This is a genomic window from Bifidobacterium indicum (assembly GCF_036987015.1).
GTDB classification, from domain to species: Bacteria; Actinomycetota; Actinomycetes; order Actinomycetales; family Bifidobacteriaceae; genus Bombiscardovia; species Bombiscardovia indica.
On sequence record NZ_BTXM01000001.1, the window covers coordinates 844,255 to 860,728 of the forward strand.

A 16,474-nucleotide genomic window follows, 5' to 3' on the forward strand; every position below is an offset into this window, starting at 1 on the left:
CGACTCCTGCCCTTCCTTACGAATGCAGGGAAACCATGGTGGTCAGCAGATGGCTACCATCACTCCCGGGTCGGGCTCCCAACAGCATCATCACCCGAATCATCCGGGGAGTCCACGTCGGGCTGCTCGGTCCTCCGGGCACCGGCCTTGTCAGGGGTGTCAGGGGCCGAGGAAGCCAAGGGGGCTCCGACCAGTTCAGGCTCGTTCCGCTCGGAGCCGTCCTCGTCCTTGTCCTCGAAGGGCACACCCTGGAAAGTGAACTCGCCCAGGATACCCTCGCCTTCGGCATCGACTCGAACGGACTCGTTGTCCTTGAGTTCGCCCATGAGAATCTTCTCCGAGATGGCATCCTCGATGTCACGCTGGATGACACGACGCAGGGGCCTGGCTCCCAGGAGGGGATCGAAGCCCTTCTCAGCCAGAAGATCCTTGGCCTTGTCGCTCAGCTCCAGGGACATGTGACGCTCGAACAGGCGGTCATTGAGCTGGCTGACATCGAGATCCACGATCTGCCGGACCTGGGGCTCGGTCAGCTGCTGGAAGACGATGATGTCATCCAGACGGTTCAGGAACTCCGGTCGGAACTGCTGCTTGAGCTCGCTCGTCACCTGGTCCTTCATCCGCTGGTAGGAGGTCTCCGTATCACCCGATGCATTGAAGCCCGTGTTTGCGGACTTGGCGATGTCCCGAGTACCCAGGTTGGTGGTCAGGATGATGATGGTGTTCTTGAAGTCCACCGTCCGTCCCTGTCCATCGGTCAGATGTCCATCATCAAGGACCTGCAGGAGGGTGTTGAAGATGTCCGGGTGGGCCTTCTCGATCTCATCGAAAAGAACCACGGAGAAAGGCTTGCGGCGGACCTTCTCCGTCAGTTCGCCACCCTCCTCATATCCGACATACCCCGGAGGGGCCCCGAAGAGTCTGGAGGCCGCGTACTTCTCGGAGAACTCCGACATGTCGACGCGAATCAAGGCATCCTCATCATCAAAGAGGAACTGTGCCAGCGCCTTGGCCAGCTCGGTCTTGCCCACACCGGTGGGACCTGCGAAGATGAAGGAACCGGCAGGACGCTTGGGATCCTTCAATCCCACACGGGTACGACGAATGGAACGTGAGAGGGCGGAAACGGCCTCATCCTGACCGATGATCCGCTTATGCAGTTCCTTCTCCATGCCGAGAAGCTTCTTGGACTCCGCCTGGGTAAGCTTGAAGACCGGGATACCGGTGGTCGAGGAGACCACCTCGGCGATCACGTCCTCATCCACGACCATCTTGACGTCGGACTCCCCCTGACGCCAGGCCTCTTCCTTCTCCTTGCGCTCGGACTCCAGCTTCTCCTGCCTGTCGCGCAGTTCGGCCGCCTTCTCGAAGTCCTGGTCCTTGATGGCCTGGTCCTTCTGGGCCGACACCTTGTCGACCTTGACGTCCAGCTCCTTGAGTTCGGGCGGTGCGGTCAGACGCTTGATGCGCAGGCGGGCGCCCGCTTCATCGATCAGGTCGATGGCCTTGTCGGGCAGGTTCCTGTCCTGGATGTAACGGGCGGAAAGCTCCGCGGCCGACTGGAGGGCCTTGTCCGTGATGGTGACGTGATGATGGTGCTCATAGCGTCCACGCAGCCCTTTGAGGATCTCGATGGTCTGGGCAATCGTGGGCTCGGAGACCTGGATGGGCTGGAAGCGCCGCTCCAGGGCCGCGTCCTTCTCGATGTACTTGCGGTACTCGTCGGTGGTGGTGGCACCGATGGTCTGGAGTTCACCACGGGCCAGGAGGGGCTTGAGCATGTCGGAGGCACCCAGGGCGCCGTCTGCCGAACCGGCCCCGACGATGGTGTGGATCTCATCGATGAACAGAATGATGTCGCCGCGGGTCTTGATCTCCTTGAGGACCTTCTTCAGGCGCTCCTCGAAGTCGCCACGGTAACGCGAACCGGCCACCATGGACCCCAGGTCCAGCGAATAGACCTGCTTGCCCTTGAGCGTCTCGGGGACATCACCCTCATGGATCTTCTGGGCCAGGCCCTCGACCACGGCCGTCTTGCCCACGCCGGGCTCGCCGATCAGGACCGGGTTGTTCTTGGTGCGCCTGGACAGGACCACCATGACCCGTTCGATCTCATTGGAGCGTCCGATGACAGGGTCGAGCTTGCCCTCGGCCGCCTCCTGGGTCAGGTTGCGACCGAACTGGTCCAGGATGGCGGAACCCGTCTGGCCACCCTTGTTCTGGACGCCGCCGGCGTTGGCCAGGTCGCCCTTGCCGGCCTCTCCACCCTCATGGTTGCCGCGGATCATATCGATGGTGGCGGTACGCAGGTCGCCCAGATCCACACCCATCTTGATCAGGACCTGGGTGCCGACACCCTCGCCCTCACGGATAAGCCCCAGGAGGATGTGCTCGGTGCCAATGTAGGAGTGCCCCAGCTGCAGGGCCTCCCTCAGCGAGAGCTCCAGCACCTGCTTGGCGTGCGGCGTGAAGGGTATATGCCCATTGGGGGCGGCATTGCCCTTGCCGATCATCTCCTCGACCTGCTTGCGGGTTGCATCCAGTTCAACACCCTTGGATGCCAGGGCCTTGGCGGCAACGCCGTCGCCCTCCCGAATCAGGCCCAGCAGGAGGTGCTCTGTGCCGATGTAATTGTGCTGAAGGGTGCGGGCCTCTTCCTGTGCCAGCACAATCACCCGCCGCGCACGGTCGGTAAACCGTTCGAACATACTTGTCCTTCCCTTTGATCTGTACCTCACTCTACAGATTTGCGGTGACGTTTATTCACGGCCCGCCCTTGATTGCGCTCTGAACGCAAAACGTTGCAATATCAAGCCTTGGCAGGGTCTACCACACGGAGCCTCGTCAGTCCTGATCGAGGTCCGCCTCATCCTCATCGGAGGTCAGCTCCTCCATCAGCTCCACCTCGGGGCGTTCCTCCCAGGGCTTCTGACGGACCACGTCGATATGAAGGTCATCGAAGGCCGGCTGGGACTGGACCCAGAGATGGGTCTCCTCCTGGGGCTGGATCTCCGAGTGCTCACCACATCCATGGTCAAGGGAGACCACCCGGCCGTCATCGGGGCTCCATCGGTTGGCGCAGACCGCGAACATGGTGCCCAGTTCCCCCTTGAGGGGAACCATGAACCCGCAGGTCCCACAGGCGTTGCCCTTGGCCGTGCGGGTGGACAGGGACTTGGGACCGTGCTGCCCCTCGTACCAGCGCTTGGCGGTCGCCGCACGGGCCTCGGCGGTCATGACGTGGCGGCGGCTCAGGGCCAACTCGTCAACGACCTCATCCAGGTCCTCCTCCGAGGTCCGGGAATTCTCGTCCGCTTCCTGCTCCGATGCCGTATCCTGATCCGACCGGGCGGCATCGGACTCGTCTACAATCCGGAAGATGGCACCGGATTCCTGGTCGCCATCGCGTTCGTCCCCGGCATCGGACTCCCAACCAGCTTCCGACTCCGTATCCTGACCCGCAATCTCCTGCGAATCCGGTGCGGCCTCACCATCCGACGGCTTTTGCTTGGCCGGCTGGTCGACCTTCGGCGCCACATACCCCTTGACCAGGCGCGGATCATCGGGGTCGGTCCCCATGGCATCGGTCACGCTCAGGTCCGAAGGGAGAAGGCGGTCCTTCCATGGAATCCACCTGGGTGGCTGGAGGGCCTCAGCCGACGGGACCAGGGAGGACTCGTCGACGGTCCAGATCCCGGCATCCTGGTCATGGTAGAGGGTTACGGACCACTGCCAGCCCTCGTACCCCTTGATATGGGAGTCAAACCGGTAGTCGTACACCTCATCCTCAAGCTTGAGGCTGACGATGAAATCGCCCACCTCAGAACTCCTGGAGGCCACACTCAAGGCCACATTCCTAGCCAATTCCTCGGGATTGAGGTCCGCTTCTGCCATGTATCACACCTTCATAATCTGGTGGGTCCGGCATCGAGCCGGCCCCAGGTCCCTTGTCGCCCTGCCACGGTTCAGGCGGGCACGTCGAAGTCGTCCGCCACGGCCCTCAGGAGGGTGGCCAGCTTCTTCGACTCCGCCGGGGCGGGATAATGATGTCGCCGCAGACCGTTGCCCGCGGAATCCAGCAGCTTGATGAGATCCTCGACAATGGCTGCCATGTCATCCGGGGTGGGCCGGGTGGCCTTGACGATCGAGGGGGCGGAACCCACCAGTTTCAGGTCTAGAGCCTGGGGACCCTTGCGTCCTTCTGCAACGGAAAAGTCAACCTGGGCACCCTTGCGGATCGTGGAGACACCGGCGGGCAGTGCGGAAGCGGGCAGGAAGACGTCCTGACCCTGATCGTCCGTAATGAAACCGAACCCTCGATTGGCATCAAACCAACGCACTCTCCCACTGGGCATAAGTCTGGCACTTCCTCACTGGATGACTCCGGACCGTGTTACCGGCCTTGCTGCATACCCATCCAGTCTATCCCAATGGCCCGCGCAAGTGGGGCCATCACGTCAAAGGCGTATCGTCCCGGGCCGGAACGCCGGACCGGACCTGGGACTCAGACTGAGCAGAGGACTCAGACCGGGCCTGGGATTCAGACTGAGCAGGAGACTCAGGCCGAGTCGTAGCCTCAGGCCGGAATGGCCGGATCTGGGTGGGATGGGCCGACCCATTCGGTGCGGAATGCTCCTGCCCGACAAGGGTCTTCCCCGGAGACTCTGTGGTCTGCCGACCGACCCGGACCTGCCCCTGCGGGATGGCCATGGTGAAGGTCAATCCGCCACCGGGTGTCTCCTCCGCGCAGATCATGCCGTGATGGGCCTTGACGATGGATTGGACGATGGCCAGCCCCAGTCCCGTTCCTCCCTTTTCACGTGCCCTGGAGGGATCGGCTGTGTAGAAACGTTCAAACAGCCTGGCCCGAGCCTCCTTCGGTACCCCAGGGCCGTGGTCGACAAAGCGCAGAACAAGATAGGGTGTACCCAAATGGCTGTTCTGCGCCACTTGGACGGCATCCAGGAAGTGGGACATGGCCTTCTGGTCGGATCCCAACCTGGTCATGGCCTCCGGGGTGATGACCGCGTGGAGCAGCCCCATGGAGACCTGGACCGGGGAATCGGCCGGGGTATACCGGTGGATGTTCCCCACGATGTTGGTCACCACCTGACGCAGGCGGTTGGGGTCCCCTTGAATCTCGATTGCGGGCAGGGGACCTTCCTGAAGGGAGAGAACGGTGACCGACCCGACATGGTTGACGGGCCTGGACCAGGCGTGTCCCCTGCCTGCGGCCTTTCCCTGGGTATCCTGCAGCGGTTGGGACGAATCCGCGGACACCTCGGTGCCCACCATGATGGAACCGCAGGTGACCCGACGTTCCGGGTCCAGGGCGTGGAGGTCATCCATGGAATCCCTGACCAGCCCGGTCACGTCGACCAGCAGGGTGGTGTTGATCCCCCTCCCCTCGTCCAGCCTGGCCAGGGAAAGGAGATCGGAGACCAGGTCGGCCATGCGGCTGCTGGAATCCTCGATGTGCTTGATCGACTCGTCGGCCCGTTCCAGGGCCCCCGGATAGGCGCGCTGCATCCGGTACAGTTCGGCGTACCCGTGGATGGCGGCCAGGGGGGTCCTCAGTTCGTGGCTGGCATCGGAGACGAACCGTTTCATCTTCTCCGTGGTCTGCTTCTGTTCGTCGAAGGACTGCTCGATGCGTGCCAGCATGACGTTCAGGGAGGCGGCCAGGGAGCCGACCTCGGTGTTCTCCGGGAAACTGGGGATCCGCTGGTGGAGGTTGCCGGCGGCAACCATGGCAGCCGTCTTTTCTATCCGCTTCAGGGGAACCAGTGTGGATTGGATCAGGAGGGCCGATATGACCCCGCCAAGGAGGACCACGATCACGGAAATGACCAGGCAGAAGGTGGTCAGGGCATGGACGGCCTCATCCTGGTCGCTCATGGACAGGCCGATGTAGAGGACCCCGCTGATGTCGGAGTCGTCTATGTCGCTGTGGAGGCTCCACTGCATGGCCACGACCCGCCAGGAGGCCCGGGCCCGCTTAAGCGAATCCCGGTCGGGTGAGGATTTCCCATCCACCCGTACATAGGCGGGAACCGTGGTCGGCTGCCCCAGGGGAATGGACCCCATGGTACCGTCATCGGGCAGTTTGGGTCTGGAGATGGCCCCATTGAACTGCATGGGGTTCAGATCGTCCGAGATGATCCGCAACTGGTCATCGCGGATCTGCAGGAAGTAATCCGTCGGCCCAAGCCCACTCTTGCTCAGGTCCTCCTGCTTGAGGAGGGTTGCATTCCTGATGCCCAGTTTGGCCTGACGGATCAGCTGGGTATCGGTCTTTTTCATAAGGTAGTCATCGGCCATCTGGCAGATGGCCACCGAGATGCCTACCGTACCCACGATGAGGAGAATCAGCATGGAGGCCACCAGCTTGGTGCTCAGGGGGATGCCGGCCAGGGGCGAATTGGGATGCGCTTGTCCGCCACCCCGCTTTGTGTCCCCGGTTTTGGTGGATGACCCGTCATATGCCGATGCCGTCATGTCCTGCCGCCGTTCGGGCTCAGTCTCCGGCCTGGGATGATGCGGCGTTTCTGGGGCCGCGAATCATGTACCCGATGCCGCGCTTGGTCTCGATCAGGGGGGTTACCTTGCGGCTGTGGCCATCCTGGTCCTTGAACCTGATGCCGTCCACCTTCTTGCGCAGGTAGGAGATGTACGACTCGACGATGGCCGCATCCCCTCCCCAGTCATACTGCCAGACGTGGTCCAGGATCTGCGCCTTGCTCAGGACCCTGCCCTCGTTGTCCATCAGGTAACGCAGGAGCTTGTACTCGGTCGGACTCAGGTCGATGGACTGACCCGCCCGGGTCACATCGTGGGAGTCCTCATTGATTTCGAGGTCACCTACCCGAATCACGGGGTCATCCTCCTCATGCTCCCGGGTACGGCGGAGGATGGCCTTGATCCTGGCGACCACTTCCTCCAGGCTGAAAGGCTTGGTGACGTAGTCGTCCCCGCCCACGGTCAGCCCCATGACCTTGTCCTGGGTATCGTCCCGGGCGGTCAAAAAGAGGACCGGCGCATCGATCCCGTCCTGACGGATGCGGGAGGTGACCGTAAAGCCGTCGATATCAGGCAGCATCACGTCCAGGACGATAAGATCCGGCCTGGTCTTCTCGATGACCTGAATGGCCTGGGAACCCGAGGCTGCGGTAGCGACCTCGAACCCGGCGAAATGAAGTGAGGCCACCAGAAGATCCCTGATGGAGGGCTCGTCATCGACCACGACCAGTTGTGCTTCGGGTGTTTTGCTCATGTCCTAAGACTGCCGCCCTTTCCTGAATATTATCTGAGAGTCTACTGGGACCTCATGGAGATGTGTGGGAACCAAGCAGCCACCCGGCGATCCGGCGCCGGGTCCAGTCCCGACGTCGACCGCAGCCCCAAGGCAGGAGTGCCATCGACATGGATCCTCGATTCATGCAGTCTCAGCGCCCGGCTTATCGCCGGGGTCATCCCCGGCCACCGGACCCGACCTGGTTTCAGAATCCCTGCCGGTACTGCTCCCAGACCTCTTGCCGGTATCCGGGTCACCTGAATCGTCGGCTGCGCTCTCGGCCTTCCTGTTCTTCCGCCTCAGCCACCAGACGAGCCCGGCCATGGTAAGGGCCAGAACCACAACCACCACAGCAATCAGGACAATCAGGATGATTCGGCGATGCTGTTTGCGCTCCCTGTCGATCCGTGAGATACCGTCCATCAAGGCCTTGGCGGAACCGACCCAGTCCGGATTGCCGGCCTTGCTGATCGGCCCGAGGGCATCCTGGGAGAGCTGGTCGACGGTCTTCTGATCCTTCAGCCAGTCGTCGGAGTTGCTGGAGACGGCCACTACCATCTTGCCATCCTGGGAGGCGACTGCCAGGAGAACCGTATTGGGGGCTGGCTTCATGGACCTCAAAACCTGCTTGGCCCAGGCCTCGGGCTTCATTTTCTGATAGAAGCTAGGCAGATACAGAAGACGGACCGAAACACCGGTCTCCTCCTTGGTGGACTCGACGGCATCGGCGACCGACCCGGCGTCGGACCCCAGGAGATTCTGGGTATCGGTGATCTGGTCCGAGATGGTTCCCTCCTCGGAGGCCTGCCGGTCTTCCGCCGCGACGGCTTCAACACCGCCGGCCAGAGGGAAGACAAGCGCCACCAGGGTAAGGAGGGAGGTGACCAGACGGACCAACCCCTCCCTGCGACCACCCGGGAAACCCGTCATGGTGATAGTGCCACGTTCGACCACATGGCTCCGTGAAAGAAAACCGTCATGCTGAACTGCCATATGGTCCAGAGTAGTGGTTCTTCCCTGCCGTGTCGCGCAGGCATCACCACTTACCTACAGAAAGGACCATCATGCCACAGTTTCAAGTCGACTCGGAGGAGATTCAATCGGCCGCCGGGGCAGTCAGCTCATCTGTTGCCTCCATCCGCGACGCCGTGTCGGGTATGTACACCAATCTCGACAACCTGCAGGGGGTCTGGACGGGTGGCGCCGCCACGCAATTCGGAACGGTCGCCGAGCGGTGGAGAACCTCCCAGCAGCAGATGGAGGAGGCTCTGGAGGGTATCCAGTCGGCCCTTACCCAAGCGTCCACCCTTTACTCGGATACCGAGGACCAAGCCACCAGACTCTTCTCCGGCTCCTGACCGGGCGCAGGCCTGAACATAGCCCGGGATCCTCCCCGGCAGACCCCGTCACATCCCCCAGGGGCGCAAAGCAATCAGATCCTCTGCTGGGACACAATGTACAACAGACCGCCACTCCCCCGAACGGGGAAATGGCGGTCTGTGCATACAACCGGGATGAGAACCGGGTCCCGACACAGGTCAGGTCCGGCACATCACAGGGCTATCAGTAGCCCATGTCGGCCTGAGGCTGGGCAGCGGGTGCCGGGGGCTCAGGCTTGTTGGCGACAACAGCCTCGGTGGTCAGGAAGAGCCCGGCGATCGAGGCGGCGTTCTGCAGGGCGGAACGGGTCACCTTGACGGGGTCGGCCACACCGGCCTCCAGGAGGTCCTGGTACTCGTTGTTGGCCGCGTTGAAGCCCTGGCCAGCAGGCAGGGAACGAACCTTGTTGATGACAACGTCACCGGAGACACCGCTGTTCTCAGCGATCTGCTTGATGGGGGCTTCGATGGCGCGGAAGACGATGGAGGCACCAGTGGCCTCGTCATCCTCGAGCTTGACGGACTCCTCGGCCTTGGCAGCGGCCTGGACCAGGGCGACACCACCGCCGGGCAGCAGGCCCTCCTCTATTGCGGCCTTGGCGTTGCGGACGGCATCCTCGATGCGGTGCTTGCGCTCCTTGGCCTCGACCTCGGTGGCCGCGCCGACCTTGATGACGGCCACGCCACCGGCCAGCTTGGCAAGACGCTCCTGGAGCTTCTCGCGGTCATAGTCGGAATCGGTGTTCTCGATCTCGGCGCGGATCTGGGCCACGCGGGCGGAGACCTCGTCCTTGGAACCGCCACCCGAGACGATGGTGGTCTCATCCTTGGAGACGATGACCTTCTTGGCTGTACCCAGGACGCTCATATCGATGGAGTCCAGCTTCAGGCCCAGCTCATCGGAAACGACCTGTGCACCGGTCAGGATGGCCATATCCTGCAGCATGGCCTTGCGGCGATCGCCGAAGCCAGGGGCCTTGACGGCGCAGGAGTTGAAGGTGCCGCGGATCTTGTTGAGGATCAGGGTGGGCAGTGCCTCACCGTCGACGTCCTCAGCCACGATCAGCAGGGGCTTGCCGGTCTTCATGACCAGCTCGGCGATATGGACCACGTCCTGCTGGCTGGAGACCTTGCCCGAGGTCAGCAGAATGTACGGGTCATCCAGAACGGCGGACTGCTCATCGTTGTTGGTGACGAAGTAAGGGGCGATGTAGCCCTTGTCGAAGCGCATGCCCTCGGTGAACTCCAGGTCCAGGCCGAAGCGGTTGTTGTCCTCGACGGTGACCACGCCATCCTGGCCGACCTTGTCCAGGGCCTCGGCGATTTCGGCGCCGATCTCGGGATCTCCGGCGGATATGGTGGCTGTGGCAGCAATTTGGTCCTTGGTCTCAACGTCCTTGGACTGGGCGATCAGTTCCTTGACGATGGCGTCAGCGGCCTTCTCGATGCCGCGACGCAGGGCGATGGGGTTGGAGCCGGCGGCCACGTTCTTCAGACCCTCGTGGACCAGGGACTGGGCCAGGACCGTTGCGGTCGTGGTGCCGTCGCCTGCAACGTCATCGGTCTTCTTGGCGACTTCCTTGACCAGCTCGGCGCCGATGCGCTCGTAAGGATCCTCCAGGTCGATCTCCTTGGCGATGGAGACACCATCGTTGGTGATGGTCGGTGCCCCGTAGGACTTGTCCAGGACCACGTTGCGGCCCTTGGGCCCCAGAGTGACCTTGACCGTGTCGGCCAGCTTGTCCAGGCCGGCCAGCATTCCCTGACGAGCTTCCTCGTCATACTCAATGATTTTTGCCATCGTTGCTTCCTCCGTAATGGCTTGAGGTATATGACCCACCGTCGATGCGGAATGGGCGAAGCCGTCAGCTGCCTCGTTATCACTCCAACACCTCGAGTGCTAATTCAGCAGATTAGCACTCGAACCCCCAGAGTGCCAACATGGATGGGTAAATATGCTTCTGGCTAGAAACTTCAGCAAAGGGAATATTGGAATGGGGCGGCAGGAATCGGACAATTCCGCGGCCTGGCGCGGCAATATCAAGCAGACGCGCAGATTGCCGTCTGCGGCCCACGGATACGAGCGGATGGAAAGGACGGACCATGGCATAAAAAAGACCCCGGTCAGACCAGGGCCTTAGGAAAGACGAATTCAGAACGACAATCAGATCTTGGTGACCTCGGTTGCCTGAAGACCCTTGGGGCCCTGCTCAACCTGATATTCGACCTTATCTCCCTCATCAAGGGTCTTGAACCCATCCGACTGAATAGCCGAATAGTGAACGAAGACATCCTCCCCGCCATCGTCGGGGTTGATGAATCCGTAACCCTTGCCAGCGCTGAAGAATTTCACAGTGCCTTGTGCCATAACTAACTTCCTTAACATAGGTGCCGCGTCACAGCAGATACGAGACTGACCGTATCTGTCTGGTCGGCACGCCCAGTATATGACAACCAATGGAAGAAACGCCAATTCAAAATATCAGACTGTGAGACCCGTACCGCCCATCTATGGGTATTCGAGACAGGGCCACTACTGGACAAGGACGACCTCAATGGGGCTTCCGGCAGCGGCGGACTGCTCCACCTGGGCGATGCCGAGCTGGTTGGCCACATCCTGAGCGGTGGCCTTGTCGGCCTCATTCTGATACCGGACCACATTGGCGGCAGGCAGGTTCCCGGTCGGATTGCTGGCAGTGACAGCCCCATAGCCGGCATTGACCAGGACCTGGCGTTTGCTGGCCGCATATCCACTGGTTCGGGTGCCGTTGACGACCAGGACCTGGGTGTTCCTGTTGACCACCGGAGCCGGCGTGGGAGACGTTTGACTTGGCGTCTGGGCGGGCGGCGTGGACGGGGCCGTGGTGGCCTCGTTCCTCTCGCTCGGCGTGGATGTGGAGTCCTTGCTGGCGGAAGGCTTCCTGATGACCTGGGTGGTGGATGTCGGCTTCTGCTGCTGCCAGGGAAGGATCCCGCTGACACCGGCCCAAACACCGATACCACACACTACCGCGAGAAGAACCACAATCAGGTACGGCAGGGCCCGGACACCCAAGGACTTGGGACCACGATGCACACCGACCGGCCCTCTGGGAGGATTGTCGAATTCATCCTGGCCCTGGGGCGACTTGTCGGCCTGATCGACCTGATTGCTAGCCATAAAACACTCCTCTGCTCACCTGAACCCGGCACTATTATATGTAAAGCCTAGCGGGCAGTCAGGTCATGACCGGATGGAACCCGACCGGTCCTCACGATTCCCCGACGCGTTATAGTGGCCACATGAACACAGACCAGCCATTCCACTTCCCCTCGGGCGAGTCACGGTCAGGTTCGGAGACCACCCATCAGACCATCCCCCGGGAACAGGGGCACACCTCCCGCAAACCCCTGGCCGAACTGGTCGATCCAGGCTGGGCCACGGCACTGGCCCCGGTGGAACCGAACATCCACCGCATGGGTGATTTCCTGCGCCAGGAGCTGGCCCAAGGGCACCCCTACCTGCCCGCCAGCAAGAACATCCTCCGGGCCTTCACCATCCCCTTCGATTCCATCAAGGTCCTGATCGTCGGCCAGGACCCCTACCCCACCCCCGGCAACCCGGTCGGTCTCAGCTTCTGCGTGGATCCGGCAGTCAGCCCCATCCCGGGTTCCCTGCGCAACATCTACACGGAACTGAACGATGACCTGGGCCTGCCCACCCCCTCCAACGGTGACCTGACACCCTGGACCCGACGTGGTGTCATGCTCCTCAACAGGTGCCTGACCGTGCGCGTGGGCAAACCCGCCAGCCACCGCGGCAGGGGGTGGGAGGAGATCACCGACGAGGCCATCCGGGCCCTGAACGACCGGCAGGATGCACAAGGCCGACCCCTCCCCCTGGTGGCCATCCTCTGGGGACGGCAGGCGCAGAGCCTGGAGCCCCTGCTGACCAGGGCCGCCATCATCAAGTCCCCCCATCCCAGCCCCATGTCGGCCAGGTATGGTTTCTTCGGGTCCAAGCCTTTCTCCAAGGCCAACCAGGCCCTGGAAAGCATGGGGGCAGAGCCAATCGACTGGTCCCTGACCTGAGTCCGGCCCCTCCCCGGCAGGGGGCCATCCAAGGTGGCCTTCGCCCTCCTCGTCAGGAAAGACCATTACCATGGCACCTATGGCTTTATTCCCACCAAGACCAAGTGCACAGCAACCGGTCCAGCCCCATCGGGGCCAGGCCACGACCCTGGTCAGCAGCGACGACCTGCAACGTTCCCGACAGCTGGTCGACCGGATTCGAACCCGGTTCGCCAAAAACCTGGTTGGCCAGGAGGGACTGCGCGAGGCGCTGATCGTGACCCTGGTGGCCTCGGGGCACATCCTGATCGAGTCCGTGCCGGGCCTGGCCAAGACCACTGCCGCCCAGACCCTGGCCACATCGGTCTCAGGCAGCTTCAAGCGGGTCCAGTGCACCCCAGACCTGATGCCCTCCGACCTGGTGGGCACCCAGGTCTATGACTTCTCCAACCAACGTTTCTCCACCAAGCTGGGACCCATCCACGCCAACTTCGTCCTCCTTGACGAGATCAACCGCTCCAACGCCAAGACCCAGTCGGCCATGTTGGAGGCCATGGCGGAGGGGGCCACCACCATCGGCGGGCAGCGGATCGACCTTCCCCAGCCCTTCATGGTCATCGCCACCCAGAACCCCATCGAGGAGGAGGGCACCTACAACCTGCCCGAGGCCCAGATGGACAGGTTCATGCTCAAGGCCGTCATGACCTACCCGGACACGGACCAGGAAACCCGGATGCTCCAGCTCCTGGCCAGCCGGGGCACCGACATGCCCCTGGCCGACGACCAGGGCAGGCTGACCATCGCCGACGTGGAGTTCCTCCGTCGCAGCGCACGTCGGGTCCACGTGGCCGAGCCGATCATGCGGTATGCGGTCGATCTGGCGGCCACCAGCCGCGGCGACGGCCCCAAACCCATTCAGGGTCTTTCCTCACAGGTCCGTCTCGGTGCCAGCCCCAGGGCCTCGATCGCCCTGATTCGCATCGGTCAGGCCCACGCCCTGATCAGCGGCCGTGACTTCGTGGTTCCCGAAGACCTGAAAGGATTCGCCCACCAGGTCCTCCGCCACCGCATCCTGCTCACCTTCGAGGCCATGGCCGACGGGGTCAGCAGCGACGACATCGTCGATACAATCCTGGAAACGGTACCCGTACCATGATCCATGACCTTGGGCACCGGGACCCGGTCCGGAGGCGAATCGAAGCGCTGGGGTCCAGCATGAGCCTGCCGACCGTGCGCAAGGCCATGGGTATCCTCGAGGGAGAACACCCCTCGGTAATGCGGGGAAACGGCTACGACATCGCCGGAATCCGAACCTACGAACCCGGCGACGAGACCCGGCTGATCGACTGGAAATCCAGCGCCAAGACCGGTAGGCCCATGGTGGTCGACAAGGATCGACAGCTGACCAGCAAGGTCTGGCTCCTCCTCGACGTGGGACGCGAGATGACCGGAAACTGCCCCAGCGGGGAAGAGGCCATCCAGGTGGCGGCCAATGCCCTCTGCATGTTCGCAGCCCTCTCCCTGAGACGTTCCGACGAGGTCTGTCTGGTTTTGGCCGACAGTTCCACCATCACCCGCATACCCTGCCGCGGAGGATTCGCCCGGTTCGAACAGACCTTGGATCGTGCCGTCATGAACCGCCGGAGTGATTCCAGAAACATCGGGGCCCTCCTGGATTTTGCCCTCAAGATCCGGGATCGACACGCCCTCCTGGTCCTGGCCACGGACGAGACCGCCCTGCACGAGGACCATCTGGCCACGATTCGTCGACTGACCCAGACCCACCCACTGAGCCTGGCCTCGGTCCGCCTACTCAACCCTCTCCGTCCGGAGGAAGACCTGGGCCCCATCCTTGAGGCACAGTCGGGACGCAAGGTTCCGGCCTTCCTCCGGACCGAACGGACCGGCCAGGAAGTGGCGGTCCACCGTGGGTATGTGGCGGCGGCCCTGCGGCATGAACTGGCGCGGAGCGGTTCCACCCTGGTCCGTGCCGAATCCAGTCAGGCCATGTTCGAACAGTTCATCCACCTCCTGTCGATCACCCTCCCCACGGTTTCCGCCGGATATTCGGCCAGGCGTTCCGCGGCGGGTCCGACCACCGCTCCCATATCCGGGAGGTCGGGTCGGTGACAAGCATGCAGAACCAACCGATACTCGCCCAGCAGATGCAGCCGCTTCCCTTCATGGAGGAACCCAGGTGGCTTCTCAGCCTTACCCTGACCTGCATTTTCCTGACCGTCCTGACCATCGCCCTGGCCATCTTCCTACCCAGGTTCCACAGAAGGGGCCAGGACCAGAGGGGGAACCATACATCGGTCAGCCCCAAAAAAGACTGGCTGCGACAAATCGACCAGGTGGTGGCCGACCATGGGGACGGCAGACTGACCCGGGACCAGGCCATGAAGGACCTGGCGGGAATAGCCCGACGATTCGCCTCCCAGTCCTGGAACCAGGACATGAGCACGAAGACCCTGACCGAAATCAAGACCCAGCCCAGGACCAACAGCACCTCACAGGGCCTGGACCTCCTCCGTCAGACCATCGATGCCCTCTACCCCCCTGAATTCGCCTCTCCGGCAAGCGTTACCGCCAGCGACACCGTCGGCGTGGATGAGGCCGCCAACTGGGTGCGGTCCCTGATCGAAAGGTGGCGCTGATGAACATCGGTCGGGTGACCTGGCGTTGGCCCTGGATCATGGCCCTGGGCCTGGTTCTTGCAATAGGGGTGGTCCTGGCGGTCCTCTGGATGGAGGCCAGACGGAACCGGGCCAGGCAGTCCGGTCAAGACGAGCGATCCCGCATCGAGGTCTGGAGCCTGGATGAGGACCTCAACACCGAGGCCGGCATCCGTCTCTTCCACCAGTGGCGCAACCTGGGCCGGTTGGCCTGTCTCCTTCTGGTCCTGACCCTCCTGGCCGGCATCTGTCTGGCAGGGCGCCCCTCAACCGTAGATACGACCGAGGAAACCGGGCACAGCCGGGATATCGTCCTCTGCCTGGACGTCTCCGGATCCACCCTCCCCTACGACCGGGAGGTCCTGGTCTCCTACCTGGACCTGGTCGGAAGGTTCAAGGGGGAACGAATCGCCCTGAGCATCTTCAACTCCACATCACGGACCGTCTTCCCCCTGACCGACGACTACGACATGGTCACCAAGGAACTGCGCAGGGCCAACCGGATCCTCAAGGGGGTCCAGTCCCAGGACCAGATCGACAAGATGAGCGATAAACAGTACCAGGACATCAGCGATTGGCTGGAGGGCACCCAGAACCGGAAGGATGTCACCTCCCTGATCGGTGATGGTCTGGTCGGCTGTGCCGCCCTCCTGCCCGGCTTCACCACCAAGGAGTCAGGAAGGGGCGAGGAGGCCGAGGACCGCGCCGCCTCGGTGGTTCTGGCCACCGACAACGTAACCTCGGGCAAACCCACCTACACCCTGGAGGAGGCGCTCAAACTGACCGCCAGGACCGGGATTGCCGTGGATGGTCTCTACTCGGGCCCCAAGGAGAGCCTCTCGGACGAGAGCACCCAGGAGATGCGTCGCCTGATCGAATCGCATCAGGGCATCTTCCTGGTCCAGCAGAACGGTGACTCCATCGCCTCCCTGGTCCGGCAGATCGAGCGACGACACGGGGGCGACCCGGGTACCGTCAGACAGTCCAGCCTGGTGGACTCCCCCGGCTGGTGGGTCCTGGCCATGAGCCTGGCCCTGGGTGGATACCTGATTCTGGTCTGGAGGCTGAAGCGGTGA

Annotated in this window: 15 protein-coding genes; 6 read left to right on the top strand and 9 right to left on the bottom strand. The window is 62.6% G+C overall.

The genetic code is table 11. From position 1 onward, the window contains the following. Positions 1-59: 59 nt before the first annotated feature. The 6 genes from AACP59_RS03620 to AACP59_RS03645 form a co-directional block, all read right to left on the bottom strand. On the bottom strand, positions 60-2,708 hold the full coding sequence (locus AACP59_RS03620) for an ATP-dependent Clp protease ATP-binding subunit (protein ID WP_297316223.1): 2,649 nt from the start codon (positions 2,706-2,708) through the stop codon (positions 60-62). Positions 2,709-2,844: 136 nt separating this feature from the next. After that, complete coding sequence (locus tag AACP59_RS03625; protein ID WP_339349911.1) at positions 2,845-3,894, bottom strand: DUF3027 domain-containing protein; 1,050 nt, start codon at positions 3,892-3,894, stop codon at positions 2,845-2,847. Between the two features lie 71 nt (positions 3,895-3,965). Continuing rightward, on the bottom strand, positions 3,966-4,355 hold the full coding sequence (locus AACP59_RS03630; RefSeq protein ID WP_297316221.1) for a cold-shock protein: 390 nt from the start codon (positions 4,353-4,355) through the stop codon (positions 3,966-3,968). 97 nt (positions 4,356-4,452) lie between these two features. Then, positions 4,453-6,498, bottom strand: a complete 2,046-nt coding sequence (locus AACP59_RS03635) for a sensor histidine kinase (protein WP_339349912.1) — start codon at positions 6,496-6,498, stop codon at positions 4,453-4,455. A 19-nt stretch (positions 6,499-6,517) separates the two neighbouring features. Continuing rightward, entirely contained in the window at positions 6,518-7,273 is a 756-nt protein-coding gene (locus AACP59_RS03640; protein ID WP_297316219.1) for a response regulator transcription factor, read from the bottom strand. Between the two features lie 162 nt (positions 7,274-7,435). Then, the gene (locus AACP59_RS03645) at positions 7,436-8,287 is read right to left on the bottom strand and encodes a TPM domain-containing protein (protein ID WP_339349913.1); all 852 of its coding nucleotides are present in this window, start codon (positions 8,285-8,287) and stop codon (positions 7,436-7,438) included. A 71-nt stretch (positions 8,288-8,358) separates the two neighbouring features. On the opposite strand from AACP59_RS03645, the gene AACP59_RS03650 reads away from it, so the two are divergent. Next, positions 8,359-8,652 carry a WXG100 family type VII secretion target gene (locus AACP59_RS03650; RefSeq protein WP_339349914.1) on the top strand — a complete coding sequence of 98 codons (294 nt, stop codon included), beginning with the start codon at positions 8,359-8,361 and terminating at the stop codon, positions 8,650-8,652. A 205-nt stretch (positions 8,653-8,857) separates the two neighbouring features. On the opposite strand, the gene groL is transcribed toward AACP59_RS03650, so the two are convergent. The 3 genes from groL to AACP59_RS03665 all read right to left on the bottom strand — a co-directional run bounded on the left by groL (position 8,858) and on the right by AACP59_RS03665 (position 11,833). Continuing rightward, the gene (gene groL, locus AACP59_RS03655) at positions 8,858-10,474 is read right to left on the bottom strand and encodes a chaperonin GroEL (RefSeq protein ID WP_297316216.1); all 1,617 of its coding nucleotides are present in this window, start codon (positions 10,472-10,474) and stop codon (positions 8,858-8,860) included. A gap of 363 nt (positions 10,475-10,837) precedes the next feature. After that, entirely contained in the window at positions 10,838-11,041 is a 204-nt protein-coding gene (locus AACP59_RS03660; RefSeq protein ID WP_297316215.1) for a cold-shock protein, read from the bottom strand. A gap of 165 nt (positions 11,042-11,206) precedes the next feature. Beyond that, the gene (locus tag AACP59_RS03665) at positions 11,207-11,833 is read right to left on the bottom strand and encodes a LytR C-terminal domain-containing protein (protein ID WP_339349916.1); all 627 of its coding nucleotides are present in this window, start codon (positions 11,831-11,833) and stop codon (positions 11,207-11,209) included. Positions 11,834-11,955: 122 nt separating this feature from the next. Here AACP59_RS03665 and AACP59_RS03670 point away from each other — a divergent pair, with 122 nt between their 5' ends. The 5 genes from AACP59_RS03670 (at position 11,956) to AACP59_RS03690 (ending at position 16,474) form a co-directional block, all read left to right on the top strand. Further along, positions 11,956-12,744: a uracil-DNA glycosylase gene (locus AACP59_RS03670; RefSeq protein ID WP_339349917.1), complete on the top strand. Its 789-nt coding sequence runs from the start codon at positions 11,956-11,958 to the stop codon at positions 12,742-12,744. A gap of 79 nt (positions 12,745-12,823) precedes the next feature. Continuing rightward, positions 12,824-13,879, top strand: coding sequence for an AAA family ATPase (locus AACP59_RS03675; protein WP_339349918.1), 1,056 nt, complete (start codon positions 12,824-12,826; stop codon positions 13,877-13,879). Next, complete coding sequence (locus AACP59_RS03680; protein ID WP_297316211.1) at positions 13,876-14,853, top strand: DUF58 domain-containing protein; 978 nt, start codon at positions 13,876-13,878, stop codon at positions 14,851-14,853. Before AACP59_RS03675 ends, AACP59_RS03680 begins: the two co-directional genes overlap by 4 nt. Then, on the top strand, positions 14,850-15,380 hold the full coding sequence (locus tag AACP59_RS03685) for a hypothetical protein (protein WP_339349920.1): 531 nt from the start codon (positions 14,850-14,852) through the stop codon (positions 15,378-15,380). Before AACP59_RS03680 ends, AACP59_RS03685 begins: the two co-directional genes overlap by 4 nt. Beyond that, entirely contained in the window at positions 15,380-16,474 is a 1,095-nt protein-coding gene (locus AACP59_RS03690) for a vWA domain-containing protein (protein ID WP_297316209.1), read from the top strand. Before AACP59_RS03685 ends, AACP59_RS03690 begins: the two co-directional genes overlap by 1 nt.